The organism is Paenarthrobacter sp. 4246, from assembly GCF_040546855.1.
Taxonomy (GTDB): Bacteria; Actinomycetota; Actinomycetes; order Actinomycetales; family Micrococcaceae; genus Arthrobacter.
The window spans coordinates 468,926-492,515 of record NZ_JBEPOP010000003.1 but is presented as its reverse complement, the minus strand read 5'-3'; the positions used below and the strand labels follow the sequence as shown (position 1 = coordinate 492,515).

At 62.1% G+C, this 23,590-nt stretch carries 21 protein-coding genes; 14 read left to right on the top strand and 7 right to left on the bottom strand.

What is annotated here, in order from left to right; all coding sequences use genetic code 11:
* The first annotated feature begins 125 nt into the window (after positions 1-125).
* Positions 126-1,064: a LysR family transcriptional regulator gene (locus ABIE35_RS07640; protein WP_354513734.1), complete on the top strand. Its 939-nt coding sequence runs from the start codon at positions 126-128 to the stop codon at positions 1,062-1,064.
* On the opposite strand, the gene ABIE35_RS07635 is transcribed toward ABIE35_RS07640, so the two are convergent.
* Positions 1,065-1,841 carry a type 1 glutamine amidotransferase domain-containing protein gene (locus ABIE35_RS07635; protein ID WP_354513732.1) on the bottom strand — a complete coding sequence of 259 codons (777 nt, stop codon included), beginning with the start codon at positions 1,839-1,841 and terminating at the stop codon, positions 1,065-1,067. It lies immediately after the preceding gene.
* A 129-nt stretch (positions 1,842-1,970) separates the two neighbouring features.
* On the opposite strand from ABIE35_RS07635, the gene ABIE35_RS07630 reads away from it, so the two are divergent.
* The 5 genes from ABIE35_RS07630 (at position 1,971) to ABIE35_RS07610 (ending at position 7,494) form a co-directional block, all read left to right on the top strand.
* Entirely contained in the window at positions 1,971-2,396 is a 426-nt protein-coding gene (locus tag ABIE35_RS07630) for a ChaB family protein (RefSeq protein ID WP_354513731.1), read from the top strand.
* Positions 2,397-2,571: 175 nt separating this feature from the next.
* Entirely contained in the window at positions 2,572-4,122 is a 1,551-nt protein-coding gene (locus ABIE35_RS07625) for an ABC transporter substrate-binding protein (protein ID WP_354513730.1), read from the top strand.
* 28 nt (positions 4,123-4,150) lie between these two features.
* A complete protein-coding gene (locus ABIE35_RS07620; RefSeq protein ID WP_354513728.1) occupies positions 4,151-5,092 on the top strand; it encodes an ABC transporter permease in 942 nt (313 codons plus the stop codon).
* Entirely contained in the window at positions 5,076-5,921 is an 846-nt protein-coding gene (locus ABIE35_RS07615) for an ABC transporter permease (RefSeq protein WP_354513726.1), read from the top strand. Before ABIE35_RS07620 ends, ABIE35_RS07615 begins: the two co-directional genes overlap by 17 nt.
* Entirely contained in the window at positions 5,914-7,494 is a 1,581-nt protein-coding gene (locus ABIE35_RS07610; RefSeq protein WP_354513724.1) for an ATP-binding cassette domain-containing protein, read from the top strand. Before ABIE35_RS07615 ends, ABIE35_RS07610 begins: the two co-directional genes overlap by 8 nt.
* Before the next feature lie 7 nt (positions 7,495-7,501).
* Here the strand turns inward: ABIE35_RS07610 and ABIE35_RS07605 are convergent, their stop codons facing one another.
* On the bottom strand, positions 7,502-8,314 hold the full coding sequence (locus ABIE35_RS07605) for an MBL fold metallo-hydrolase (RefSeq protein WP_354513722.1): 813 nt from the start codon (positions 8,312-8,314) through the stop codon (positions 7,502-7,504).
* A 212-nt stretch (positions 8,315-8,526) separates the two neighbouring features.
* Here ABIE35_RS07605 and ABIE35_RS07600 point away from each other — a divergent pair, with 212 nt between their 5' ends.
* From ABIE35_RS07600 to ABIE35_RS07585, 4 genes are all read left to right on the top strand, one after another.
* A complete protein-coding gene (locus tag ABIE35_RS07600; RefSeq protein WP_207597351.1) occupies positions 8,527-9,993 on the top strand; it encodes an APC family permease in 1,467 nt (488 codons plus the stop codon).
* Positions 9,994-10,009: 16 nt separating this feature from the next.
* Positions 10,010-10,573: a DinB family protein gene (locus ABIE35_RS07595; RefSeq protein WP_354513719.1), complete on the top strand. Its 564-nt coding sequence runs from the start codon at positions 10,010-10,012 to the stop codon at positions 10,571-10,573.
* A gap of 106 nt (positions 10,574-10,679) precedes the next feature.
* Complete coding sequence (locus tag ABIE35_RS07590) at positions 10,680-10,889, top strand: hypervirulence associated TUDOR domain-containing protein (RefSeq protein WP_354513717.1); 210 nt, start codon at positions 10,680-10,682, stop codon at positions 10,887-10,889.
* A 1-nt stretch (position 10,890) separates the two neighbouring features.
* Positions 10,891-12,087, top strand: a complete 1,197-nt coding sequence (locus ABIE35_RS07585; RefSeq protein WP_354513715.1) for an NAD(P)/FAD-dependent oxidoreductase — start codon at positions 10,891-10,893, stop codon at positions 12,085-12,087.
* Between the two features lie 48 nt (positions 12,088-12,135).
* Here the strand turns inward: ABIE35_RS07585 and ABIE35_RS07580 are convergent, their stop codons facing one another.
* The 3 genes from ABIE35_RS07580 to ligD all read right to left on the bottom strand — a co-directional run bounded on the left by ABIE35_RS07580 (position 12,136) and on the right by ligD (position 15,693).
* A complete protein-coding gene (locus ABIE35_RS07580; RefSeq protein ID WP_280627871.1) occupies positions 12,136-13,029 on the bottom strand; it encodes a glucose 1-dehydrogenase in 894 nt (297 codons plus the stop codon).
* Between the two features lie 143 nt (positions 13,030-13,172).
* A complete protein-coding gene (locus tag ABIE35_RS07575) occupies positions 13,173-14,447 on the bottom strand; it encodes a cation:proton antiporter (protein ID WP_354513713.1) in 1,275 nt (424 codons plus the stop codon).
* A gap of 1 nt (position 14,448) precedes the next feature.
* Positions 14,449-15,693, bottom strand: a complete 1,245-nt coding sequence (ligD, locus tag ABIE35_RS07570; RefSeq protein ID WP_354513712.1) for a non-homologous end-joining DNA ligase — start codon at positions 15,691-15,693, stop codon at positions 14,449-14,451.
* A 673-nt stretch (positions 15,694-16,366) separates the two neighbouring features.
* On the opposite strand from ligD, the gene ABIE35_RS07565 reads away from it, so the two are divergent.
* On the top strand, positions 16,367-18,115 hold the full coding sequence (locus ABIE35_RS07565; protein WP_354513710.1) for a pyruvate dehydrogenase: 1,749 nt from the start codon (positions 16,367-16,369) through the stop codon (positions 18,113-18,115).
* 1 nt (position 18,116) lies between these two features.
* Here ABIE35_RS07565 and uvrA read toward each other — a convergent pair whose 3' ends face one another.
* Complete coding sequence (uvrA, locus tag ABIE35_RS07560) at positions 18,117-20,639, bottom strand: excinuclease ABC subunit UvrA (protein WP_354513708.1); 2,523 nt, start codon at positions 20,637-20,639, stop codon at positions 18,117-18,119.
* 145 nt (positions 20,640-20,784) lie between these two features.
* Here uvrA and ABIE35_RS07555 point away from each other — a divergent pair, with 145 nt between their 5' ends.
* Positions 20,785-21,186, top strand: coding sequence for a nuclear transport factor 2 family protein (locus tag ABIE35_RS07555; RefSeq protein WP_354513706.1), 402 nt, complete (start codon positions 20,785-20,787; stop codon positions 21,184-21,186).
* A 29-nt stretch (positions 21,187-21,215) separates the two neighbouring features.
* Here the strand turns inward: ABIE35_RS07555 and arfB are convergent, their stop codons facing one another.
* Positions 21,216-21,635 carry an alternative ribosome rescue aminoacyl-tRNA hydrolase ArfB gene (gene arfB, locus ABIE35_RS07550; RefSeq protein WP_354513704.1) on the bottom strand — a complete coding sequence of 140 codons (420 nt, stop codon included), beginning with the start codon at positions 21,633-21,635 and terminating at the stop codon, positions 21,216-21,218.
* Positions 21,636-21,738: 103 nt separating this feature from the next.
* On the opposite strand from arfB, the gene ABIE35_RS07545 reads away from it, so the two are divergent.
* Together ABIE35_RS07545 and ABIE35_RS07540 are read left to right on the top strand one after the other, a co-directional pair.
* Positions 21,739-22,563 carry an ABC transporter ATP-binding protein gene (locus ABIE35_RS07545; protein ID WP_354513702.1) on the top strand — a complete coding sequence of 275 codons (825 nt, stop codon included), beginning with the start codon at positions 21,739-21,741 and terminating at the stop codon, positions 22,561-22,563.
* 44 nt (positions 22,564-22,607) lie between these two features.
* Positions 22,608-23,588 carry an ABC transporter substrate-binding protein gene (locus ABIE35_RS07540; RefSeq protein ID WP_354513700.1) on the top strand — a complete coding sequence of 327 codons (981 nt, stop codon included), beginning with the start codon at positions 22,608-22,610 and terminating at the stop codon, positions 23,586-23,588.
* Positions 23,589-23,590 lie beyond the last annotated feature (2 nt).

The following is a 23,590-nucleotide window of genomic DNA, read 5'->3' as shown; positions in this document are numbered from 1 at the left end:
TTCACTTAGCAGTAAGGGCGCTAAGAGTGAATTTTGACTCATCAAAGCCCGGAATAGCTGGCTGTACGGCGGCTCAGCCTCCAGTAGATACAGTGAATGAACTACTTGGACAGGAGCATGAACGCATGCTTAACGAAGAAAACCCCGAATTATTCGATATCCGGCGGCTCGCGCTTCTGGTGGAAGTGGTTGAGCAGGGATCCATCACCGCTGCGGCCGACACCATGATGTATACGCCGTCGGCCGTCTCGCAGCAGTTGCGCAAGCTCGAGCAGGAAGTCGGCCAGCCTCTCCTCAACCGCCGTTCGCGCGGTGTAGTCCCCACCGAGGCAGGCCAGATACTGGCAGGGCACGCTCGGAAGATCGTTGGGCAGATGCAGGCGGCCCGCGCGGACCTGGATCAGATCGCGGGCCTGCGCCGCGGTTCACTGACCGTTGGTACTTTTCCCACGCTGGCGGGATCGTTTCTTCCGCTTGTCATCCGTGCATTCAAGAAGCGTTACCCCGCCATTGGACTTTCTGTGCGCAGCGCCCGCTTCGACGAGTTGGTCTCCGACCTTGAATCCGGGGTTACGGGACTGTGTTTGCTCTGGGATTACCCTTGGAACCGGTTCAGTGACGAGTCCATCCGCATCACGGAGGTCTTCCAGGAGAGCACCGTGATTCTGGTGGCCAAGGGACACCCCTTGGCTGACCGTGATGAAGTAAGTATGGGTGAACTCCGGAAGGAGTCATGGATAGTGCGCGCTGAAGCCCATCCGGTAGTGGAAGTACTGCAGCGATCTGCCCACGATGCTGGCTTTGAACCAAATATCGGGTTCCTGGCCAACGACTACCAGGAGGCGCAGGCCATGGTCAGCGTGGGCATGGGCGTGGCAATGGTGCCAAAGACGGCAGTTTCACTGCAGCATCCCGACGTCCGCGTCCTCAGCCTGGGCCCCGACGCCCCCTTGCGGAGGGTGCTTCTGGCCCAGCGCCAGGACAAGGTCTACGCCCCCGCCGAAGTGGCATTCCACTCCACGCTCGTGGAAATCGCACGCGAACGGGGGCGCGACTACTTGTAATCAGTGGTCGGCGTCGGCCTCAGCCTTCCGGGCGCTTTTCTCCGCGTCCTTCTCCGCGCGCACTGCTTCTGCCTCGTGCTGCTCTTCTGCCTTTTCCTGGTGGATGACTTCGGCGAAGAGCTTTTCCATTTCCTTGGCCACGCCGGCGGCCGAGGCGGGGTTCTGGCCGGTAACCAAGCGGCCGTCCACCGCTACCTTCTCCTCGAAGACCCCTGCGGAGACGTGGCGGGCCCCCTGTTCCTCAAGCCGGTCCGCCAGGAAGAACGGAATGACATTGTCTTTCCCTGCAGCCACTTCTTCGTCATTGGTGAACGCGGCTACGTCGCGGCCTTCAACCAGCCTGAACCCGTTGTCCAGTTCTACGTTCAAAAGGCCGGCCGGCCCGTGGCAGACGGCACCCACCAGGCCACCGGCGTTGTAGACGCTGGCCACCAGATTCTGCAGGCCTTCGCTGTCCGGGAAGTCCCACATGGTGCCGTGGCCGCCCACGAGGTAGATGGCATCGTACTGAGATGGATCCACGACGTCGACGCGGGCGGTGTTGTACAGCCCGGCGCGCGTTGTCTCATCTTGGGTAAAGGCAACCTGGATGGGATCGTCCGCATCCACTTCGTCGCGCGGAGGCTGGCCACCTTTGATGGAAGCAAAATCGACGAAGTGGCCTGAGTCTTTGAAGACCTTCCAGGGATGTGCGGCCTCAGCCACGTTGTAGCCGGTCTTCTCTCCCGTGTCGCCGAGCTCGGAAACGCTGGTAAGTACCATGAGGATTTTCTTCATGAAGTGCTCCTTTCGTCCTCATCCCACCCTACGCCCCCATCAATTCCGGCCCTTTAGTAGGCTGGACGAGCATCTATGCGTCTGCTGTCACATGCTTAAGTTGTTCCCTGGATCAGGAGAGTGAGTGCCATGCCCAAGACCGGCAAAAACGATCATGCCCGGAAAAACGAGTTGCCATCGACACTTCAGCGCTCGGACCAGAAGGCCCAAGACACGTTCGCCAAGACCTACGACTCGGCGATGGATTCCTATGACGGCGATGAGAGCAGGGCCGCCCGCACGGCTTTCGCGTCGCTGAAGCACAGCTACGAGAAGGTGGGCGACCATTGGGAACCCAAAGAGGAAAGTGGACCTTCCGATGACCGCGCGGCGGAAGGGCTCAGCTCGGATAAGCCCACTGCGGGCGGAGTTGACGCCAACGCTTCCAAGGAGCACCTCTACCGGCGGGCCCGCGAGCTGGACATCAAGGGCCGTTCAACCATGACCAAGGATGAGCTGGTCCATGCACTGCAGAAAGCCAACGACGCGGCTACCCGAAAAGCCCGGGAAAGCTGAACCTGGGTGCAGGGTGCCGTAGCGAGCGGATTGTTGGGCCGGCGGTGATCTCAGGCACATTGTGACGCGTCTGCGAAGCGTCCTGGTTTTGGTGTTGCGCCGAGGTAAGGCTAACCTAAATAGTCTCCATTCCCCATGCCCTCCCGTTCCGGGCATACATCGCAGGCGGTTCCCTTTGCGCACACTCAGCCGTTCCACAGCAGCCCTTGGGGTCGCTGCACTTCTTTCCCTGACCGGTTGTGGTCTCAGCGGTGGACAGACAGGCACCACCGGGAAGGTGGCCGATACCAACCAGCGTATCGTCGTGGATAACTTCCGGGCCCCCATAGCCAACTGGGCGCTGGAGTCCGATGCCGCGTACATTCTGTCGCTGTCCGGCTGCCTGGAAACCCTGACTAAATATGATGCCGCCCAGGGCAAAGTGGTCCCTTTCCTGGCAACTGAGTGGAAGCAGGTCTCGCCACTTGAGTGGGACTTCACCATCCGTGAAGGCGTGAAGTTCCAGGACAGTACCGATCTCACCGCAGAGAACGTCGCCGCTTCGCTGAACTCAGTACTTAAGGCCAAGGTTCCTGCCAGGGCCTTCAGCCCCAGCATTGTCAGCAGAGTCCAGGCAACGGATGCCAAGACCGTTCGCGTGACCACGCCGGTAGAGAATCCGCTGGTGCCGTTCCGCTTGGCAAGCGTCAACACGGGCATCCTCGCGCCTGCCGCCTATGCCGGTGCCACAGTGAGTCCCTTCGGCCATTGCACGGGCCCGTTCACACCAGTGTCTGAGAAAGCGAAGCAGTCCTTGACCTTGGACCGCAACGAGAATTACTGGGGCGGAAAGGTGCAGTTGGCGGGCGCCGAAGTCCGCTTCATCACCAACGGCGCTACCCGGGCCGCGCAAGTACAAACCGGCGAGGCAGACATTTCCTTGTCCATTCCGGCCTCCGCACTGTCCACGCTTGAAAGTGCACCTGATGTTTCCGTCCTGAAGGCAGATTCGCCCCGCACGGCCACCCTGTACATGAACAACGGCCGGGCACCCTTCAACAACGTGGATTTCCGCAAGGCACTCCGGTCCGCTCTTGACCTGGAAGCCCTGGCTGCCAGCGTCTACGAAGGCGCGGCGTTGCCTGCAGCTGGTCCTTTCGCGCCCTCCGAACCATGGGCATCCAGTGAAGCCAAGACACCCAAGCAGAACCTGGACGAGGCGAAGAAACTCCTGGCCGATGCCGGCTACACCGCGGACAAGCCGCTGGAGATCATCGCCATCGTTGAGCGGACGGAGTTCGCGGACGTAGCTACAGTGATTCAGGACAACCTCAAGGACATCGGTGTTCCGGTGACCATCCAAGCCAAAGAATACGCCTCGGCTGAACCGGACGTTCTGGCCGGGAACTATGACATGATCCTGAGCCAGCGCAACCGGCTGATTGACATCGCCGATCCCATTGGCTTCCTGACGGCCGACTACACCTGCAAGGGCACGTACAACCTGAGCCACTTCTGTAACGAAGAGTACGACGCACTCATCACAGAAGCAGCCCGGACCTCCAACACTGAGGAACGGTACAAGCTGTATGGCAAGGCCGGTCAACTCCTGGACGACCAAGCCGTGAACCTGTGGCTGGTCAATGAACAAGCCACGGACGCCGTCCGCAGCAACGTCCTGTCCTACGTCCAGGATCCTCTGTCCCGTTACGTCCTGACCGCGCAAACGGCCAAGGCCGGCTCCTAGCAACGGGCTGAGACAGACCGAAGCACGTATGATCACGTTCCTTGCGAAGCGGACGGTGACCTTGGTGGTCGCCGTCCTGCTGTCGTCTTTCGCTGTCTTCCTGATTCCTTACGTGACCCCAGGCGATCCGGTCCGGAAAATCATCCGTTCCCGTGTGGCCGGGGATGTGGTGGACGAAGCCACCGTTCAGTCACTGGCGGAAAGCCTGGGGCTCAATGATCCGCTTCCCGTGCAATATCTGCGGTGGCTGGGTGACTTCTTCACGGGAGACATGGGGTTGTCGCACATTAGCCGTACGCCCGTCATTGATCAGGTGTTGCCGGCCTTGGGGATCACCCTCAGCCTCGTGCTGGTGGCTTTGGGCACGGCCGTGCTGGTGTCCCTGCCCCTGGGCATTGTGGCTGCCCTGAAGCAAGGCAGCAAAACCGACAAACTCATCACCACCCTCACGCAGTCCTTTATTGCCATGCCGGAATACTGGTTGGCACCACTGCTGGTGTTGGTCTTTGCCCTCAAGCTTTCCTGGCTGCCCTCGGCGGGGTGGAACACGGCGTCATCCATTGTCCTGCCAGCTGCCACGCTGTCCCTTCGTCCCATCAGCTTCTTCACCTCAGCGGTGCGCTCGGGCATGATCGATGCCCTGGAAGCGGAGCACATTCCCGCTGCCCGGGCCCGCGGCCTCAGTCACGTGCAGGCTGTCCTGCGGCACGTGGTTCCCAACGGCCTGGTTCCGTTATCCACTTTGTTCGCGGTGTGGTTCGCGGGACTTCTGGGAGGTTCGGTCATTGTGGAGGTCATCTTCGCGATCCCGGGGATGGGGCGCCTTCTTTACGACGCCGTGGTCAACAGTGACATCCCCTTGGCGCAGGGAGGCGTGGTGGTTGTGGTGGCTTTGGCTGTTGCCATCACCACTCTCGCGGACTTCCTGCACCGGATTCTGAGCCCAAAGGTGAGTGGCGCCCTTGCGTAAACGGTCAGTGCTCGACGGCGCCGCCGTCGTTATTCTCATCCTGATAGTTGCCGCCGTGGTGGCTGCACCGTGGCTGGCACCTTTTCCACCGGACGATCAGAACCTCGCTGCTCGGCTCGCGCCACCCAGTGCCACACACTGGTTGGGGACGGACCACCTTGGGCGGGATACGCTCAGCCGCTTGCTGGACGGCGGCCGGTTCTCTTTGGTGGTGGCGGCACTGGCCACGGTCCTGACCGGAATCATAGGTTTGGTGGTCGGTGTGCTCAGCGCCCGGCGGAAGGGCTGGGTAGACGAACTGTTCACCCGTACCAATGATGTCTTGTTGGCGCTGCCGGAGATGGTGGTGGCATTGTTCATCGTCGCTGCCATGGGCACGGGCTTTACGTCCCTACTGGTCGCGCTGACCGTGACCGGGTGGACGCCGTTTGCCCGCCTGGCGCGGACATTGGCCTACGACGTCTCTGCCCGCGGGTTCGTCGAAGCCGCGCGCGTGGTGGGCTGTTCGCCGTCGTTCATTGTCTTCCGTCACATCATCCCGCACCTCGCAGCGCCGATGCTGGGGCAGGCGACACTGCGTTTCGGACAGCTCTTGATCAGTGTGGGAGTCCTGTCCTACCTCGGGCTGGGCGTCCAACCGCCACAATCCGACTGGGGTTCCATGGTGGCAGCGGCCCAGCCGTATGCGGAGCGGGCACCGTGGGGGATCATTGCTCCGGGACTGACCATCTTCCTGGTTGCCCTTTGTGTGACGTTGATCGGTCAGCGGACATCACGGCGGGCAGCCGACCCGGTGGATGTCCTGGTGGTGGAGGGCCAGCATGCCTGAACTGGTTATCGAGGACCTGACGGTGCTCGGCGCCGACCCCAGGCGCCCGGTTCTTTCCGGTGTGAGCCTGAAAGTGCATCCCGGCGAGTTTGTGGCGCTCGTGGGAGGTTCGGGGTCAGGCAAAACCATGACTGCCCGGTCCGTCCTGCAGTTGCTGCCGCAACAATTGCGGATTGCCTCGGGGGCCATCCATGTGGGCTCCGTAGACGTCACCCGTGCCCCTGAAATTGAGCTGAACCGCATCCGGGGTGGCCGGTTGGGGATGCTGTTCCAACAACCCAAGAAGATGTTCAACCCCAGCAAGACCATCCGGGCCCATTTGAGGGAACCCCTCCAACTCCATTCAGGGCTGCGCGGAAAAGCTGCGGAGGCGAAGGTGCTGGAGCTACTGGCTGAAGTGGGGTTCGAGGATCCACAGTGGGGCGCCCGGGCCTACCCGCATCAGCTCTCCGGAGGCATGGCCCAGCGTGCCATGACAGCCATGGCCCTGGCAGGCCAGCCCGGAATCCTGCTGGCTGACGAACCGACGTCCGCTTTGGACAAGGTCCTGGAACGCCAGATCCTGCAGTTGCTGGATCGCGAACGGAGCCAACGTGGTCTGGGGATTCTCTACATCACGCACAACCTTGCCTCCGTTGCGGCCTTCGCAGACCGCGTCCTGGTGATGGACGCAGGGAAGATCGTGGAGTCGGGCACCACGGAGGAAGTGTTGGGCCATCCGAAGACTCCGTACACGCAAAAGCTTTTGGAAGCATCAAACCTCCTGCCATCAGGGACTGTGAGGCAGGTGCACCCAGAGCGGAGCGTCCTCACCCTCAACAGTGTGGTCAAGAATTTCGGCCGCGGCCGGCGGGGTCGCAGTCAAGCACTGGACGCGGTTTCCCTCGAGCTGAAAAAGGGCGAGATCCTGGGGGTGCTCGGCCAATCCGGATCCGGGAAAAGCACCCTCGCCCGGACCATCGTTGGTCTCGACGGAATCAGCAGCGGCAGCATCACCCGGGCTCTGTCAGCAGAACGTTTTGCCGATCCGACTGCTGTCCAACTGGTGTTCCAGGAGCCACATGACGCGTTCGACCCCCGCATGACACTCCGCGCCAGCCTGGAAGCACCCTTGCCACGGCGGCTCCCGTCGAGCGAGAAAACCCGGCGGCTGAGCGACGCGATGACAGAGGTGGAACTGGAACCCATGCTGCTGGACAGGCGCCCGGGCCAATGCTCCGGAGGCCAGTTGCAACGGGTCACCATCGCCAGGGCGCTCCTGATGGAGCCGGAAGTGCTAATTTGCGACGAAGCAACGTCCGCCCTGGATGCACTGACACAAAGAACCATCCTTGACCTGCTGCAACGCCTACACCGCGAGCGTGGACTGTCCCTGATGATGATCACCCACGACATGGACGTAGTGCGCCACATGTGCCAGCGCGTAGCTGTCCTCTACCAAGGGCGGTTGGTGGAACTCACCGACACGGATAAGTTCTTCGCTGACCCGCAGCACCAGCACAGCAAAGACCTGGTCTCGGCCGCGATTCCCTGCAGGGGACTGCACCTGAAAAAGATAAGAACTGCCCCTTAGCGGCAGTTCACGTCAGATGATCAAAGTCTCCCCGCACCCAGGCAGCATGACGTTCAGCGGAGTCGTGCAAAATGGCTTTGGCTCCGGACGCTATGACGTTATTGAAATTCCCGTAGATGCGATCGAACCCAAGGGTGTCCAACTGCGCGGCGATCCGCAACACCACGGCTCCGGACAACGGCAAGCGGTTAGGGTAGCTGCGCATGAAGGAGATGGAACGGCGATCCGGATTGGGAAACACGCTGTCACCGGTCAGCAGAACCCCCATGCCGGCTGCTCCGGCCGCCCAGTGCGCCACGGCGCTGCCGGGAAAGTGTCCGCCGGTTTGGTGCAGGGCCAGCCCGGGGGCGATCGACGTGCTGCCAGACCAGTAGGCAATGTTTGGATCATCGCGTCCCAGCCATTGGCGGTCTGCCTCAGCCACCCATATCGGGGCGCCGCCCAGCCGCCGTGACCATTCCACCTGCACGCCGAACATGTGGGGATGGCTGGCGGCGATGGCCAGGACAGGTCCGTGCTCCAGCACCGCCCTCACTGCGTCTTCGTCGATGTAGCCCACCGGATCCCACAGCAACGAGCCCTGGGACGTCACCACCAGCTGGGCCGTCTGGCCGATTCCGACCTTCGGGTCAGTGCCCATGCCGACAAGACCTGGCTCGCTTTCTGAGAGCGTTATCCGTTGGCCAGCCGTCCTGAGTTGGTCAAGGGTAACCCAGTGTTGCCCTTCCTCAGGGACGTACTGCCGTTCGTCGGCGCAGATGGGGCAGACTTCGGGAACGGGTTCATCACGTTCCACCGCGCAGGCCGCGCAAATCAGCATGGATGGTCCTTTCGGAGCTGTTCGGATTCCGGGCCCACGGCCCCGCCGTCCGCCGCAGGCTGGTGGGCCCAGAATATTGCACGGTGCGACTGTCCGGAAGTGCAGGTTTTCGGGTCCGACGGTGTTGCCAAAGTCAACGTACAGGCTCACAGTGGGATACGTCAGGTCACGAACACGATCAGGGAACTGTGTATCCGCCATGGAGGCCAACCATGAGCACCACATCCGACGACGTCTACCAAGCTTCACCCCCGGACGAAGAACCACAGCTAAAGCGGGTTCTGGGGCCCAAACTCCTGCTCCTCTTCATCGTGGGCGACATTCTCGGAGCGGGTGTTTACGCGGTCACCGGGACGATGGCAGGGACAGTGGGCGGCATTGTCTGGTTGCCGTTCCTTCTGGCCTTCATCGTGGCGACGCTGACGGCTTTTTCCTACTTGGAACTGGTGACGCAGTACCCTCAGGCGGCGGGGGCGGCTCTGTATACACACAAGGCATTCGGGATCCACTTTGTTACGTTCCTTGTGGCGTTCGCCGTGGTGTGTTCCGGCATCACCAGCGCGTCAACATCCGCGAACGTCCTCGCCCAGAATCTGTTCGGAGGGCTGGAGGTCAACGGGTGGATGGGCGCGCCGGACAAGGGAATGATCACGCTGGTCGCTATGGCTTTCATGCTGTTGCTGGCAGTGATAAACCTTCGTGGGGTTGGCGAAAGCGTGAAGTTCAACGTGGTGCTGACCTCGGTTGAGGTACTCGCCCTATGCATTGTGATCGGCGTCGGGTTCTTCGTGATGGCGCAGGGAACAGGCAACATCCAGGAAATCACGGTGTTCACCGACTACCAAGACAAGGGGCTGTTCCTGGCTGTAACTGCCGCCACGTCCATTGCCTTTTTTGCCATGGTTGGATTCGAGGACTCGGTGAACATGGTGGAGGAGACCAAGAACCCGGAGCGCATCTTTCCCCGAACCATGTTGACGGGCCTCGGCATCGCAGTGTTGCTCTACATGCTGGTAGCAGTGTCCGTTGTCAGTGTGTTGTCACCCACCGAATTGGGGGAGATCAGGGAATCCGAAGGGGCTGCACTCCTCGAGGTCGTCCACAAGGGTTCCCCGGATTTCCCGATCGATAAGATCTTTCCGTTCCTGGCAGTCTTCGCGGTGGCCAACACTGCCTTGATCAACATGCTGATGGCGAGCCGGCTGATCTATGGGATGGCCCGCCAGCATGTCCTGCCCCGCGGCTTGGGCAAGGTGTTGCCCGGGCGACGTTCACCGTGGGCCGGCATCACTTTCTCCACCGTCCTGGCCCTGGGACTGATCTGGTACGTCAGCATCGATCCGGACAGCAACATCGTGGCCAACCTGTCGGGGACAACCGCTTTTCTGCTGTTGTGCGTCTTCACCGTGGTCAACGTGGCGTGCGTGGTGCTCCGACGCAAGAGGCACCCGGACCGCAAGGTCTTTTTCACCTCGCCCGGTCAGTTGCCGTGGGTGGCCGCCATCCTCTGCGCCTTCCTCGCTGGTCCCTGGGTGGGCAGGAACCCCATACAGTACCAAGTGGCCGGCGGGCTCATGGCCATTGGTGTCGTGCTCTGGTTCATCACGTGGCTGATCACCAGAAAGTCCACTCCGTCAGCAGGGCCACGCGACCGGGAGCAGGGAACTCCTTCCGGATGAATCACCAGGAGCTGCTGTGAACGATCAAGCAGGCACCACCGAACCGGTCAACGCGGAGCCTCCGCTGGACGGCGATGAAGCCGCCACCCTGATGGGCTTCCTTGAGCGACAGAGAGCGACGTTTGCCTGGAAGACGGAGGGACTTGACCGGGACGGCCTGAGGGCCCGGCACGCTCCGTCGTCGTTGACTTTGGGTGGGCTGCTCAAGCACCTGGCCCGCTTCGAGGACGATATGTCCACCGAGTGGCTCCATGGCCGCAGGCAACTTCCCCCGTGGAACGCAGTTGACTGGGACGCCGACCCCGACTGGGACTGGAATTCCGCTGCCGGAGACCCGCCGGAGGAGCTGTATGAAAGGTGGCGTGACGCTGTTGCCCGCTCCAGGGTCTTGTTCGAAGCAGCTATGGCAGAAGGCGGCCCGTCCCGGCAAGGCACCATCGCGTCCCGTCCGGACATCGAGTTGCCCAGCCTGCGCTACATCCTCCTGAACATGATTGAGGAATACGCCCGGCACAATGGCCACGCAGACCTTATCCGCGAATCTGTGGACGGTCTCGTGGGGCAAGACCCGCCCGGCTGAGGCTGCGTCCAGCAACGTCCTCAGGAGGGTTCCGCGAAAAAGATCATCATGCTTACTATTGTGGAGCGCTTGAAGTCAGAGCTGAACACCACACATTGGAGCGGATATGGCACTGAGCAAGGGAACGCGCGTGGAGTGGAACACCTCCCAGGGCAAAACGCACGGGAAGATTGTGGAGAAGAAGACCAGCGACTTCGAATTGGACGGCAATACCCACCGAGCCACTGAAGACGAGCCGCAGTACGTGGTGGAATCAGACAAGACCGGCGCGCGGGCGGCCCACAAAGGCTCCGCCCTGACCGAAAAGAACCAGTGATATGTCCCATCAGCACGATGTAGTCATCATCGGAGGGGGCAATGCGGGAGTCTCGCTTGCGGCCCGGCTGAGCAGATACGGGGTCAAGAACATTGGCCTCATTGAACCCAAGGACCATCACCTCTATCAGCCTCTGTTCTCCCACATCGCCGGCGGCAGGGCTGCGGTCAAGGAAGCCACCCGCAGCCAGGCATCCGTGATGCCCCGGGGGGTTGCCTGGATCAAAGACCATGCGGTGGGCGTGGACACCACGGCCAACATGGTGATGCTGGCCTCAGGCAGCACCGTGGGCTATCAACATCTGGTGGTGTGTCCGGGGCTCCAGTACCGGTGGGATTCAGTGCCGGGCTTGGCCGAGGCTGTCCATTCCCCGTACGGTGCGTCCCACTATGAATTCGAGCTCGCACCCAAGGCCTGGTCACTCCTGAGCAGTGTGCGGTCCGGCACAGTGATTTTTACCATGCCGTCAGGACCTATTAAGTGTGGGGGTGCCAGTCAGAAGCCGATGTACCTGGCGTGCGACTACTGGCGCGAGCAAGGTGTCCTGGACAAGATCCGTGTGGTGATGGTGCAGCCATATCCCACCGTATTCGGCATCCCTGAGGTGGACAGGGAGCTTGAGCGGAAAATTGCTGAATACGGCATTGAGCTCCGGACAAACAGCGAATTGGTGGCCGTGGACGCTGCCAACAGGCAAGCGACCATCCGCAACAATGTCTCCAACACCACTGAGGAGCTGGGGTACGACGTCCTGAACGCCGTCCCACCCCAGTCTGCGCCGGAGTGGCTCAAAGCTACGGATCTTCCAGCCCCTGGTGGGCAGGACGGGTTCGTCCACGTGGACACCGAAACATTGCGCCACGTCCGCCACTCCAACGTGTGGTCCCTGGGCGACGCTGCAGCCACCACCAACTCCAAAGCCGGCGGTGCCCTGCGCAAGCAGACCAAGGTGCTGGCGAAGAACCTCGTGGCGGCCCGCCAGGGAAAACCGCCCACGATGAAGTACGACGGCTACTCCGTATGCCCCTTCACTGTTTCGCGTACCACGGTGGTCTTCGCTGAATTCGACGACCATTATCGGCCTATGCCCACCATCCCGAAAGTGCCCACGTGGAAGGAAAGCCGGTTGTCGTGGTGGGTGGACCGCATCATGTTTCCCCAGGTCTACTGGCACATGATCCTCAAGGGCAGGGCTTAAGGACAAGTCCACTCCCACCACGTCAACCATGCAGATGTGCGTTCCCGGCTAGGGTGTGGGGCTGCCACCGTTGACGTTGAGGGTTTCGCCAACTACGTAGCTGGATTCGGGCGAAGCGAGGAACACGTACGCCGGGGCAAGCTCTGCCGGCTGGCCGGCGCGGCCCAGGGGAGTGGAGTGCCCGAACTCCGGCAAGGCCTCTTTGGGCTGGCCGCTGCTCACCTGCAGCGGGGTCCAGATGGGACCGGGTGCCACCGCGTTGACTCTGATGCCCTTGGGGGCCAGCTGCTGGGCCAGGCCCTTCGTGAAATTGTTGATGCTGGCCTTCGTGGTGGCATAGTCCACCAGCGTGGGCGAAGGGTTGTAGGCCTGGATCGATGTGGTGTTGATAATGGTTGAACCAGCGGGCAGGTGGGGCAGTGCAGCCTTGGTCAGCCAGAACATCGCGTACACATTGGTCTTTAGTGTGTGGTCGAATTGCTCGTCGGTGATGCCTGCGAGGTCTTCCTGTGCCACTTGCTTGCCTGCGTTGTTGACCAGGATGTCCACTCCGCCCAAGACGGCGATGGCGGTATCCACCAGCTCCCGGCATGTAGCGGAGTCTTTGAGATCGCCTGGCACCTTGACGGCCTTGCGGCCTGCGGCTTCAATAATGCCGGCGATCCGGGCGGCATCTTCTTCCTCTTCGGGAAGGTAGGAAAGCACGACGTCGGCACCCTCCCGCGCGAAGGCAATGGCGGTCGCCGCGCCGATGCCCGAGTCCGCGCCGGTGACGATCGCCTTGCGGCCATCCAGCCGACCGGTTCCGCGGTAGGTTTCCTCACCAAGATCCGCTGTGGGCGTCAAATCTGCGTCCAGTCCTGGCTCGGGTTGGTGCTGTTTCGGCGGGGAAATTTTTTCGTAGGCGGTGACAGGGTTTCGGAACGTGTACTGATCAGTCATGATGGTCCTCCTGTTGTCTACGGGAGAAGCGCTGCGGGTATCGCGCCCCTAAAGCTAAGGAAGCTTATGAATCCACACTAAGCACGCCTGAGGTCAGGTGCAAAACCTGGTGGTGCGTCCCTGCTGCCCGACGCTGGCTGCGCCTAGGTGCTGCTGCCGGAAGCGCCCGACGGCGGGAGGTCGCCGTCGTGCTTCTGTTGGTCTGGGCGTGGACTGCTGTCGGCCAGCAGTGCCGCCGCAGGGGCCGTTGTGGCCCCGCGCTGGAGTTGCAGCAGGGCCAGCAGTGGGAACAACAGGACGGAGAGCATACCGGCGCCGACGAGTGCGGAGGAGATTCCGCTGGTGATGAATCCCTGCTCCCGTCCGATGGTGGTCACGGCCACGATGATGGGCAGCCCCGTTGCCCCGAACAGCAGGATTGCCCGCTTATGGGCCCATGTCGAGCCCCGGGGCGCCGCCAGCAAGGACGGCAGGCCGCGGATGACCAGCAGGAGCACCAGGAACAGCGGGACCAAAGCGAGGGTAGCAGGGCTTGACGTCAACGCGCCGAGATCAAAATCAATACCGGTATCTATGAAGAAGATGGGCACCAGGAATCCGAAGGCGACCGCATCGATTTTTGTTTCAATGACTCTTCGGTCAGCTTCGGGAGCACGCGCGATGGTTACCTGCCAGAGGACGCCGGCCGCGAAGGCACCCAGCAGCATGTCCAGCCCCAGCACCATGCTCAGGACAACCAACGAGCTGAGGACCAGCATGATGGACCGCATGGCGAATTGGCTGCTGGTATGGAGGGTCCTGGTGACCTGGGCGTGGAAGAGAGTGTGCCGCGCTTTTGAAGCGAAGTAGATGGATACGCCGGTCAGGAGGACAAATCCCAACAACACCACTGAAGCCGTTCCCACTTGCTTCCCGGAGAAGAAGAGTGAAATCGCAATCAGGGGACCAAACTCGCCTACGGCGCCCAGGGCTGCAACGGCAGTGCCGACGGGAGATGTGGATTCGCCCGCATCACGGATGATGGGCAGCAGGGTTCCCAATGCTGTGGAGCACAAGGCCACTCCAATGATCACGGCGGCCTCGGGGGCGGGAGCCAGCACAAAGCCGGCGCCGACTCCGGCTGCCAGGGAGATCACCCATCCCGCGGAAGCACGTTTGATGGGGCGCCCGCGGATTGCCGTGAAGTCGATTTCGTTCCCTGCAACGAAAAACAGCATCGCCAGCCCAAAATCAGCCAAGGTGTCGGTGAACGGAGTGGATTCGATCCAGCCCAACAGGCTGGGGCCAAACAGGATCCCCAGGACAATTTCGAAGACCACGATCGGCACCTTGATCACGGGATCAAGCAGCCGAACGGCTAGGGGAGCTGCAACTGCCAACGCTGCGATGAGGACCAGTGACGCGGACAGGCCTTGCATGTCAGGCCCCGGGCCGTCCGGGCCATGTCTTGCCCGCCCATGGATCGTAGTCGGCAAGGAGTTCCTCCTGCGGCGGGCGCCCGCTGTCGGGAACGTGCTGCAGGTTGATCCGAACCCTGTACCAGAGCGAGCTGGATCCCCTCATCCCGTCAATAAGGACATCTGCCGGGTGCAAAGCGGAGACGACGTCCGGGTGCCGTTCTTTCCATTCCTCCAGCGCGGCGAGGGCTTCTGGTTTCGTTTTGGTGCGGGCCACCTCGATGAGTGGCATCGTGGGCATCCGGCGGCCTGAGCCGTCCCCGCTTCGCGGAGCCTTTTCTGCCGGGCCGAGCTCGGCAGCCAACGCCAGCAGCCCGTCGAGTGACCCTACGGCGTGGTCGATGCCGGCGTGGGGATCACCCATATCGGCATAGCGGCCAGGGACAGTGAGGACCGTGAACTGGTCCGGCCGGGCTGAGCGTACTTCGGCCCAGGTCAGTGGTGTTGAGACGCGGGCATCGGGGAGAGAGCGGACGGAGTAGGCGGAAGCAACGGTGCGGTCCTTGGCGTTCTGGTTGAAGTCGACGAACACGCTTTCACCCCGTTCCTCTTTCCACCATCTGGCGGTGGCGAGCCCGGGAGCGCGGTTCTCCACCTCCCGGGCCAGGGTTTCAGCGGCGAGGCGCACCTCATGGTAGGTCCAGTCCGGCGCGATCCGCACCAGGATGTGAAGCCCGCGTGAACCGCTCGTCTTCGGCCATCCCACCAAGCCGACGTCGTCCAGGACGTCCTGCGCGACGTACGCGGTGTCCACGATCTGTGACCAATCCACTCCCGGCATGGGGTCGAGGTCCACGCGAAGCTCGTCAGGGTGCTCCAGGTCCTCGGCGCGGACGGGGTGCGGATTGAGGTCAAGGCAGCCAAGGTTCACTACCCAGGCCAAGCCCGCGGCGTCCCGGATGACCGTCTCTTCAGCCGACGTTCCGGAGGAGTAGTGGAGCGTAGCTGTGTCGATGAACGGCGGATGGTTTTCAGGCACGCGCTTTTGGAAGAACGGTTCTTCGTTGATGCCCTTGGGGAAGCGCTTGAGGACCATCGGCCGGCCGCCGGCTCCCCTCAGCGCGCCGTCCGCCACCTCAAGGTAGTAGCGGACCAGATCGAGTTTGGTCAGTCCGGGTTCCGGGAAAACCACTTTGTCCGGATTCGAGACACGAACCTCGGCACCGTCAATGTCGAGGATCTCCGCGGGGCTCTTGGAGGGGCTCATGCGGTCACGCTAGCAACGAACGGCTGTCCCAGCCAGAGGAATCGAAGAAAAAGTGGTTCCATGCCGTTACCGCACCCACCGGAATTGCAGAACTGGCGTTTAAATTAAAAGTAGGTATGGTGATAGTGAAGCACCTTGGAATGGAGTGATTTGATTGTCAGGAAAGTCCCCAAACGGAGCAAAGTCGAAAAAGTCTGGAAAGACCATCCTGGAGAAACGGGCGGAAAAAAGGGCCAAGGCCGAGGGTAGCGAAAACGTCTTCTCCAAACCCCGAAAAAGCCAGAGGTAGCCGGGCGCCAACCCCGCGGGGTGTATCCGTAGCGGTGGAATGCACGTTGACGTTTTGAAGGCACATTGATGAAACGAAGTTGTCCCGGCATCTATTATGACTGCCCGGATGGCTCACCAATGAAATGGGAATGGATTGGGCATGGCCTGGACCTTCGACAGAAATTGGGAAAGGTAAATGTCGAGACGGTTAACGGGAGGATTTTCACGTTTTCTTAAATGACGAGGCCGAATTCATCCCCCGCCCCGGAACGCCTGGTAAGCATGGCGGAACGCCTCTTCGAGACGCGTTCGGCGGCCTGGAGGCATCCAGCCGCCGCCAAGGCAATCCGGCTATATTTGGCCATGTCAGCCCGCCACCATCCACTGAGGGAGTCTGCACACTATGGCCAAGGAACTTGCCACCCAGCTCATCGAACAACTCCAGGCTGCAGGAGTGCAGCGGATTTACGGCATAGTCGGCGACAGCCTTAACCCGATCGTTGACGCTGTTCGCCAGACCGGAGGCTCGGCGAAGGGAGGCATCGACTGGATCCATGTACGCCACGAGGAAGCCGCAGCGTTCGCCGCCGCCGCGGAGGCGCAATTAACCGGCCGGCTTGCCGTCTGCGCAGGATCGTGCGGCCCCGGCAATTTGCACTTGATCAACGGCCTGTACGATGCCAACCGGACTGGAGCTCCGGTGCTGGCCATCGCCTCGCATATCCCCAGCAAGCAGATCGGCAGCGGCTTCTTCCAGGAAACGCATCCGGACCGCCTGTTCACGGAATGCTCGGTGTATTCGGAATTGGTCAGTACCGCGGAGCAGGCACCACGGGTCATGCACAGTGCCATCCAGAACGCCATTGCCCTCAGGGGAGTATCAGTGGTCACCCTCCCGGGCGACATCGCCGGTCTTGAGGCAACGGCCCCCACGCCGTTGCCTGCTACGTTCCGGCCCGCAACAGTGGTGCCCGATCCTGCAAGCGTCCAGGAGTTGGCCAAGGCCATTAACGACGCCGATAAGGTGGCTGTTTTCGCCGGTGCCGGGGTTGCGGGGGCCCACAGGGAACTTATGGCGCTTGCAGAGCTCATCAAAGCTCCCATTGGCCACTCCCTCAGGGGCAAGGATTTTGTCCAGTACGACAATCCGTTCGACATTGGAATGACCGGGTTGCTCGGCTACGGTGCTGCGGCGGAGGGTATCGAGGACGCAGACCTTCTGATCCTGCTGGGCACCGACTTTCCCTATGATCAATTCCTTCCGGATACCCGGACAGCCCAAGTGGACCGGGCCGCGCAGCGGCTGGGCCGGCGGACCGACGTCGATATTGCTGTCCACGGCGACGTCCTGCCAACACTCCAAGCACTGCTGCCACTGATCCAAGCGAAGAAGAGCCGCCGGTTCCTCGATCAGATGCTCAAGAAGCACGACCGCCTGATGAACAAAGCCGTGGGCGCCTACACCCGCAAAGTGGAGAAGAAGCAGCCGATCCACCCCGAATATGCTGCCTCCTTGTTGGACCAGGTTGCAGCAGAGGATGCCATCTTCACGGCTGACACCGGCATGTGCAACGTCTGGACCGCGCGCTACATCAACCCGTTGGGCACGCGGCGACTTATCGGTTCCTTCCTTCACGGCTCCATGGCCAACGCCCTTCCGCACGCAATTGGTGCGCAAGTGGCGTATCCCGGCCGGCAGGTCGTTTCGGTCTCCGGTGATGGTGGCCTGTCCATGCTGCTGGGTGAGCTCATCACCGTTGCTGCGCACAAGCTGCCCGTGAACGTGGTGGTGTTCAACAACTCCACCTTGGGCATGGTCAAGCTGGAGATGCTGGTGGATGGACTCCCCGACTTTGGCGTGGACGTTCCGGACGCAAACTACGCCGAGGTTGCCAAGGCGTTGGGCTTCCACGCAATGCGCGTCACGGATCCAGCGGACATCGAGGCTGCGTACAGGGAGGCCTTTGCCCACCCTGGACCGTCGCTGGTGGAGCTCATCACCGATCCGAACGCGTTGTCCATTCCGCCGAAGATCTCTGGGTCCCAGGTCATCGGATTCGCAACCGCCATGTCCAAAGTGGTCCTGAACCGGGGCGCAGGCGAGGCCGTGAGCATGGCCCGCAGCAACCTGCGCAACATCCCGCGGCGCTGACTTACTGCCGGAGCGCGGCAGCCAAGTACGGGGCCGTCCGGCTTTCCGTTGAGCGCGCGACGTCGGCGGGCGGGCCGGTGGCGATCACCTGGCCACCGGCGTCGCCGCCGCCGGGTCCCAGGTCGATCACCCAATCTGCGTCCGCCACCACGTCCATTTCGTGTTCCACCACGATCACGGTGTTGCCGGCGTCGACGAGCCTGTGAAGTTGCTTCATCAGCAACTTCACGTCAGCGGGGTGCAATCCCGTGGTGGGTTCGTCCAGCAGGTACAGGGTGTGCCCGCGCTGGACGCGCTGAAGTTCGGTGGCGAGTTTGATGCGTTGGGCCTCCCCGCCGGATAGCTCCGTGGCGGGCTGCCCCAACCTGAGGTAACCCAGTCCGACTTCCTTCAAAGTTTGCAGGCTTCGCGAGACGGACGGGAGATCTGAGAGGAACCCGGACGCTGTTGAAACGGTCATGCCCAGGACCTCGGCGATGGTCCGGCCACGGTAGGTGACTTCCAGGGTCTCCGGGTTAAAACGGGAACCGTTGCACTCGGGGCAGGGGCCGTAGCTTCCCGGCAGGAACAACAACTCCACGGCTACGAACCCTTCCCCCTGGCATGTTTCGCAGCGGCCGCCGGCGACGTTGAACGAGAACCTTCCGGCGCCGAAACCCCGGGCGCGGGCGCCATCAGTGGCGGCAAATTCTTTCCGCACACCATCGAAAAGGCCCGTGTAGGTGGCCAGGTTGGAGCGCGGAGTGCGGCCGATGGGCCTCTGGTCGACTTTCACGAGGCGATCGAGACGGTGCAGCCCGGACACGACCGCAGTCCCCGGTGCCGCGGCGGGCGACTCGCTGTCCGTGGACTCCGGATGCAATTCGGCACTGACAACATCGGCCAGAACCTGGCTGACCAACGTGGACTTACCCGAGCCGGAAACGCCTGTCACGGCCGTGAGTACACCCAAGGGAAAATCGACCGCAAGCCCGCGGAGGTTGTGCCGGGTGATTCCTCGAAGCTCCAGCGATTCATCCCATGTGCGGGCAGCACCTGTACCCGCACTACTGCCTTGAGGGAATAGGAAGGGCCTGGTCACGGATTCCTGCACGTCCTCCAGACCGCCCACGGGGCCGCTGTAGAGTACTTGGCCGCCACCTTCTCCGGCGTGCGGTCCGACGTCCACCAACCAGTCCGCGGCCCGGACGAAGTCCATGTTGTGCTCCACAACGAACACTGAGTTTCCGGACGCCTTGAGCTGGTTGAGGACCTCAAGCAGGGGTTCGGCATCAGCAGGATGAAGCCCGGCGGACGGTTCATCCAGCACGTAAATGACGCCGAACAACCCGGAGCGCAGCTGTGTGGCAATCCTGAGCCTTTGCATCTCGCCGGGGGAGAGCGTGGGTGTTGCGCGCCCCAGTGCCAGGTAGCCCAGGCCAAGTTCCAGGAGCACGGTAACCCTGGCGAGCAGGTCCCGCGTGATGGCGACTGCCACCTCGTTGCTTTCTCCGGACGTCTGGGTACGGGACGCCGTACCCGCGGCGGTGAGCTCGGCGGTGGGCCTGATGATCTCTGCCAGTTGGGTCATTGGCAGGGCGTTGAGCTCTGCGATGGTCTTTCCGGCGAAGGTGACTGCGAGCGCGTCTGGCCTGAGTCCGCTGCCGTCGCACCGTGGGCATCGGCCGGTCTCCATGAAGCGCAGCACCCGGTCCCGCATGGTGGTGCTCTTGGAGTCCGCGAGCGTGTGGAGAACATAGCTTTTGGCGCTCCAGAACCTGCCTTTGTAGGGCTTGGCAACGCGGTCGCGTTGGGGTGTCACTTCGACCACTGGCTGTTCCTCGGTGAAGAGAATCCAGTTTCGGTCCTTCTTCGGCAGTTTTTTCCACGGAGTGTCCACGTCGTAGCCCAAGTGGGTGAGGATGTCCCGGAGGTTCTTACCTTGCCAGGCGCCCGGCCACGCCGCGATGGCGCCGTCCCGAATGCTGAGGGAGGGGTCGGGCACCAAAGATGATTCGCTGACCGTGTGGGCAACGCCCAGGCCATGGCACTCGGGGCATGCTCCGGCGGCGGTGTTGGGGGAGAACGCATCTGAGTCCAGTTGCTTGGCGCCTTGCGGATAACGCCCGGCCCTGGAGAACAGCATGCGCAGCGAGTTGGAGAGGGTTGTCACTGTACCCACGCTGGAACGTGCGGTCGCGGTGCCGCGGCGTTGTTGGAGCGCGACGGCGGGTGGCAGCCCGGTGATGGACTCCACCTTGGGGTTGTGGCCCTGTTGGATGAGGCGGCGGGCGTAGGGGGCCACGGATTCGAAGTAGCGGCGCTGTGCTTCGGCAAAGATGGTGCCGAAGGCCAGGGAAGATTTGCCGGAGCCGGAGACGCCGGTGAAGGCGACGATTGCATCTCTGGGGACGTCCACGTCAACGGTGCGGAGGTTGTTTTCGCGTGCTCCCCGGACTCGGACAAAGCCATCCTCGGGGGCGGCAACCTGCGCTGCCGGCGCATGGGGAACGGGCCGCTGGGAATTTGTCAGTACTCTGTCCATTTCTATGACTCTAGCGGCGTTCGCGACTTGTCGCTTGGACATGCCCTGCTCCCGGCCCCTGCGCCAGGGGCGGTAATGATGAAATCGTGCCTACCGGCCGCTCAAACGGTAGTGCATGGGGGTCACCAGGAGGAGAATGCGGATCATGGCTGACGAAACCCTGGATGAACAGCGCACCAACGAGAACGTGGTCAAGCGGCTGATCGGCTGCATCAACGATCGCCATATCGAGGTCATGGATGAGTTATTCCATGACGACGCCGTAATGCATTGGCCTCAATCGGGGGAGCTGGTGCGCGGGGCGGAGAACCGCAGGGCCATCTACAGCGCCTTCCCGCAACTCCCCACCATTACGCCGCGCCGCCTCCTGAGCGGCGGCAACCTGGTCACGGCCGAGGCCCTGCTGGACTACGGCGGACCTACCTATGAAACAGTCTTCATCTTTGAATTCCGCGACGGCAGGATTGCCAAGGAAACTGCCTACTGGAGCGAAGCCTTCCAAGCTCCAGAGTGGCGCGCGCAGTGGGTTGAGGTTACCAAGGCCTAGACGAGTCCAGGACCGCCCCGGAATCGGCATCACTCTGTTGGAGGCCGGCGTCGTTGTTGCTTGGTTGCGGATCTGAGTTCCTTGGCCGCGCGGTGCCGGCGGGCCGAGCCGCGGGTGGGTTTGGAAGGGCGGCGAATAACTTCCGGGACAAGGCCGGCCCGGACGATGTCAGCGAGTTTGGCCAGGGCGATCTCCCGGTTCCGCAGCTGTGACCGCTCTTCGGCTGCCGTCACTGTGATCACTCCGTCAACAAGTCTCGGCCCCAGGCGCTTGAGCAGCAGCTGGAGCTGCCCGTCCGTCAGCGCCGCAGTTTTGGCAACGTTCCACATCAGCTCTGCCCGGCTGTCGGTGGTGTTGACGTGCTGGCCGCCGGGTCCCGACGAACGCGAAAACCGCCAGGACAGCTCCGAGGCGGGAACCGTCACTGTGGGGGAGATGTCCAGGTCCATGGGTCTAGCCTCGCACGTCCCGGGTCGTCCGGAGCCAGCGAGTGCAGGACTTCCACCAACACGGTTTTAGAAATTAGGTAAGGCTAAGCTAATCTATCGTTTTGTGATTGAACTGAGTGAACTCTCCGGGCTTGAGGCCACAGACTTGGTCCTCCGCTATGGGGACAAGGACGTGGTTCACGGTGCCGGGCTCCACTTGGAGCCGGGCCGTATCGTGGCCTTGGTAGGTCCGAACGGCAGCGGTAAGTCCACGCTGCTCCGTGCGCTCGCCCGTCTGCATGAGGCTACCTCCGGAACTGTGACGGTCCGGCCCGACGGCGGAGAAGCATCGGATGCGCTGATGATGAAGCGCAGTGACTTCGCACGCCACGTAACGTTGTTGTCGCAGAGCCGGCCCGTGCCGCACGGACTGAGCGTTCGTGACGTCGTGGAGTTCGGTCGCCATCCGTACCGAGGACGGTGGCGTGCTGCCGATCCCGAGGGACCCGCTGCTGTCCACCGCGCCATGGAGCTGACAGGCGTAGCTGAACTTGCCGATCGTGGTGTCCAGGAACTTTCCGGCGGGCAACTGCAACGGGTGTGGCTGGCAAGCTGCCTTGCCCAGGACACGTCGGTGTTGCTCCTCGATGAACCAACCAACCACCTGGACCTCCGCTACAAGGTGGAGATCTTTGACCTGGTCTACGACCTCGCCCGCGTCCACGGTGTGGCGATTGGCGTGGTCCTGCACGACCTCGATGAAGCAGCCGCGCTGGCCGACCACGTGGTGGTTCTCTCGGAGGGTCGGATTGCAGCAGCGGGCCCAGCCCACGAAGCCCTCGACGCAGCGCTGTTGAGCGATGTCTATTCAATCCCCATCGTGACCCACACTGACCCGCTGACCGGCAGGCTGCGCACCCGCGCAGTGGGCCGGCACAACGACGGCTGAAGACTGCAAATACAACGTAAGCACCCCAACATGAAAGGGACCCCGTGTCCATGAAGATCCACAAGGCCCTGGCCGCTACTGCTGCCTTGGCAGTCCTGCTCACCGGCTGCGGCACTACTGAAGCACCCGCCAGCCAGGCGTCCAACACCGCCGCGTTCGGCGAAGCCATCACCGTGACCGACGCCCGTGGCACGGAAGTCACGCTCGACGGCCCGGCCAAGCGCGTGGTGGGCACCGAATGGAACGTGGTGGAGAACCTGACCACCCTCGGCGTCATGCCGGTAGGTGTTGCAGACGTCAAGGGCTACAGCGCCTGGGTTACCGCCGGCAAGCTGGACAGCACTCCCACGGACATTGGAACCCGCAATGAGCCCAGCTTCGACACCATTGCGTCCCTCGATCCTGACCTGATCGTTGCGACCACAGATCTTGCCGAGCCAGTCATCAAGCAACTCGAAGAGTTGGCTCCCGTTGTTGTGGTGAAGTCTGCCGATGGCAGCCGCCAAATTGCGCAGGCGGAAGACAACTTGAAGCTGGTGGCCAAGGCAACCGGCACGGAGAAGAAGGCTGACGAGGCCATCGCTGCGTTTGATGCCGCCGTTATCAAGGGCAAGGCTGATCTTGAGAAGGCCGGCCTCGGCGGTTCCCGCGTGGCGTTCGCCGATGGCTGGGTTGCTGACGGCAAGGTTTCCATCCGCCCCTACACCAAGGGCTCCCTGCTGGCTGATATCAATACTGAACTGGGGCTCATCGACCCCTGGACAGTTGAAGGCGACCCTGCGTACGGCTTGGGCTCCACGGACGTCGAAGGCCTGACTGCCGTCAATGCCGACCACTTTGTCTACATCACCAACAACGTTGATGGTGACTTCACCGAGCAGTTGAACGACAACGCCGTGTGGAAGTCCCTTCCGTTCGTGACCTCCGGCAAAGTGCACCGCCTTTCCGATGGCATCTGGATGTTTGGCGGCCCTGCCTCGATGACCCAGTATGTCGACGCGATCGTCGCGTCCCTCACCAAGTAGTC

Coding starts and splice junctions, on each gene's coding strand:
- ABIE35_RS07620 (WP_354513728.1), top strand. CDS start 4,151: ATGATCACGTTCCTTGCGAAGCGGACGGTGACCTTGGTGGTCGCCGTC.
- ABIE35_RS07600 (WP_207597351.1), top strand. CDS start 8,527: ATGAGCACCACATCCGACGACGTCTACCAAGCTTCACCCCCGGACGAA.
- ABIE35_RS07610 (WP_354513724.1), top strand. CDS start 5,914: ATGCCTGAACTGGTTATCGAGGACCTGACGGTGCTCGGCGCCGACCCC.
- ABIE35_RS07640 (WP_354513734.1), top strand. CDS start 126: ATGCTTAACGAAGAAAACCCCGAATTATTCGATATCCGGCGGCTCGCG.
- ABIE35_RS07605 (WP_354513722.1), bottom strand. CDS start 8,314: ATGCTGATTTGCGCGGCCTGCGCGGTGGAACGTGATGAACCCGTTCCC.
- arfB (WP_354513704.1), bottom strand. CDS start 21,635: ATGGACCTGGACATCTCCCCCACAGTGACGGTTCCCGCCTCGGAGCTG.
- ABIE35_RS07630 (WP_354513731.1), top strand. CDS start 1,971: ATGCCCAAGACCGGCAAAAACGATCATGCCCGGAAAAACGAGTTGCCA.
- ABIE35_RS07555 (WP_354513706.1), top strand. CDS start 20,785: ATGGCTGACGAAACCCTGGATGAACAGCGCACCAACGAGAACGTGGTC.
- ABIE35_RS07565 (WP_354513710.1), top strand. CDS start 16,367: ATGGCCAAGGAACTTGCCACCCAGCTCATCGAACAACTCCAGGCTGCA.
- ABIE35_RS07585 (WP_354513715.1), top strand. CDS start 10,891: ATGTCCCATCAGCACGATGTAGTCATCATCGGAGGGGGCAATGCGGGA.
- ABIE35_RS07635 (WP_354513732.1), bottom strand. CDS start 1,841: ATGAAGAAAATCCTCATGGTACTTACCAGCGTTTCCGAGCTCGGCGAC.
- ligD (WP_354513712.1), bottom strand. CDS start 15,693: ATGAGCCCCTCCAAGAGCCCCGCGGAGATCCTCGACATTGACGGTGCC.
- ABIE35_RS07575 (WP_354513713.1), bottom strand. CDS start 14,447: ATGCAAGGCCTGTCCGCGTCACTGGTCCTCATCGCAGCGTTGGCAGTT.
- uvrA (WP_354513708.1), bottom strand. CDS start 20,639: ATGGACAGAGTACTGACAAATTCCCAGCGGCCCGTTCCCCATGCGCCG.
- ABIE35_RS07590 (WP_354513717.1), top strand. CDS start 10,680: ATGGCACTGAGCAAGGGAACGCGCGTGGAGTGGAACACCTCCCAGGGC.
- ABIE35_RS07580 (WP_280627871.1), bottom strand. CDS start 13,029: ATGACTGATCAGTACACGTTCCGAAACCCTGTCACCGCCTACGAAAAA.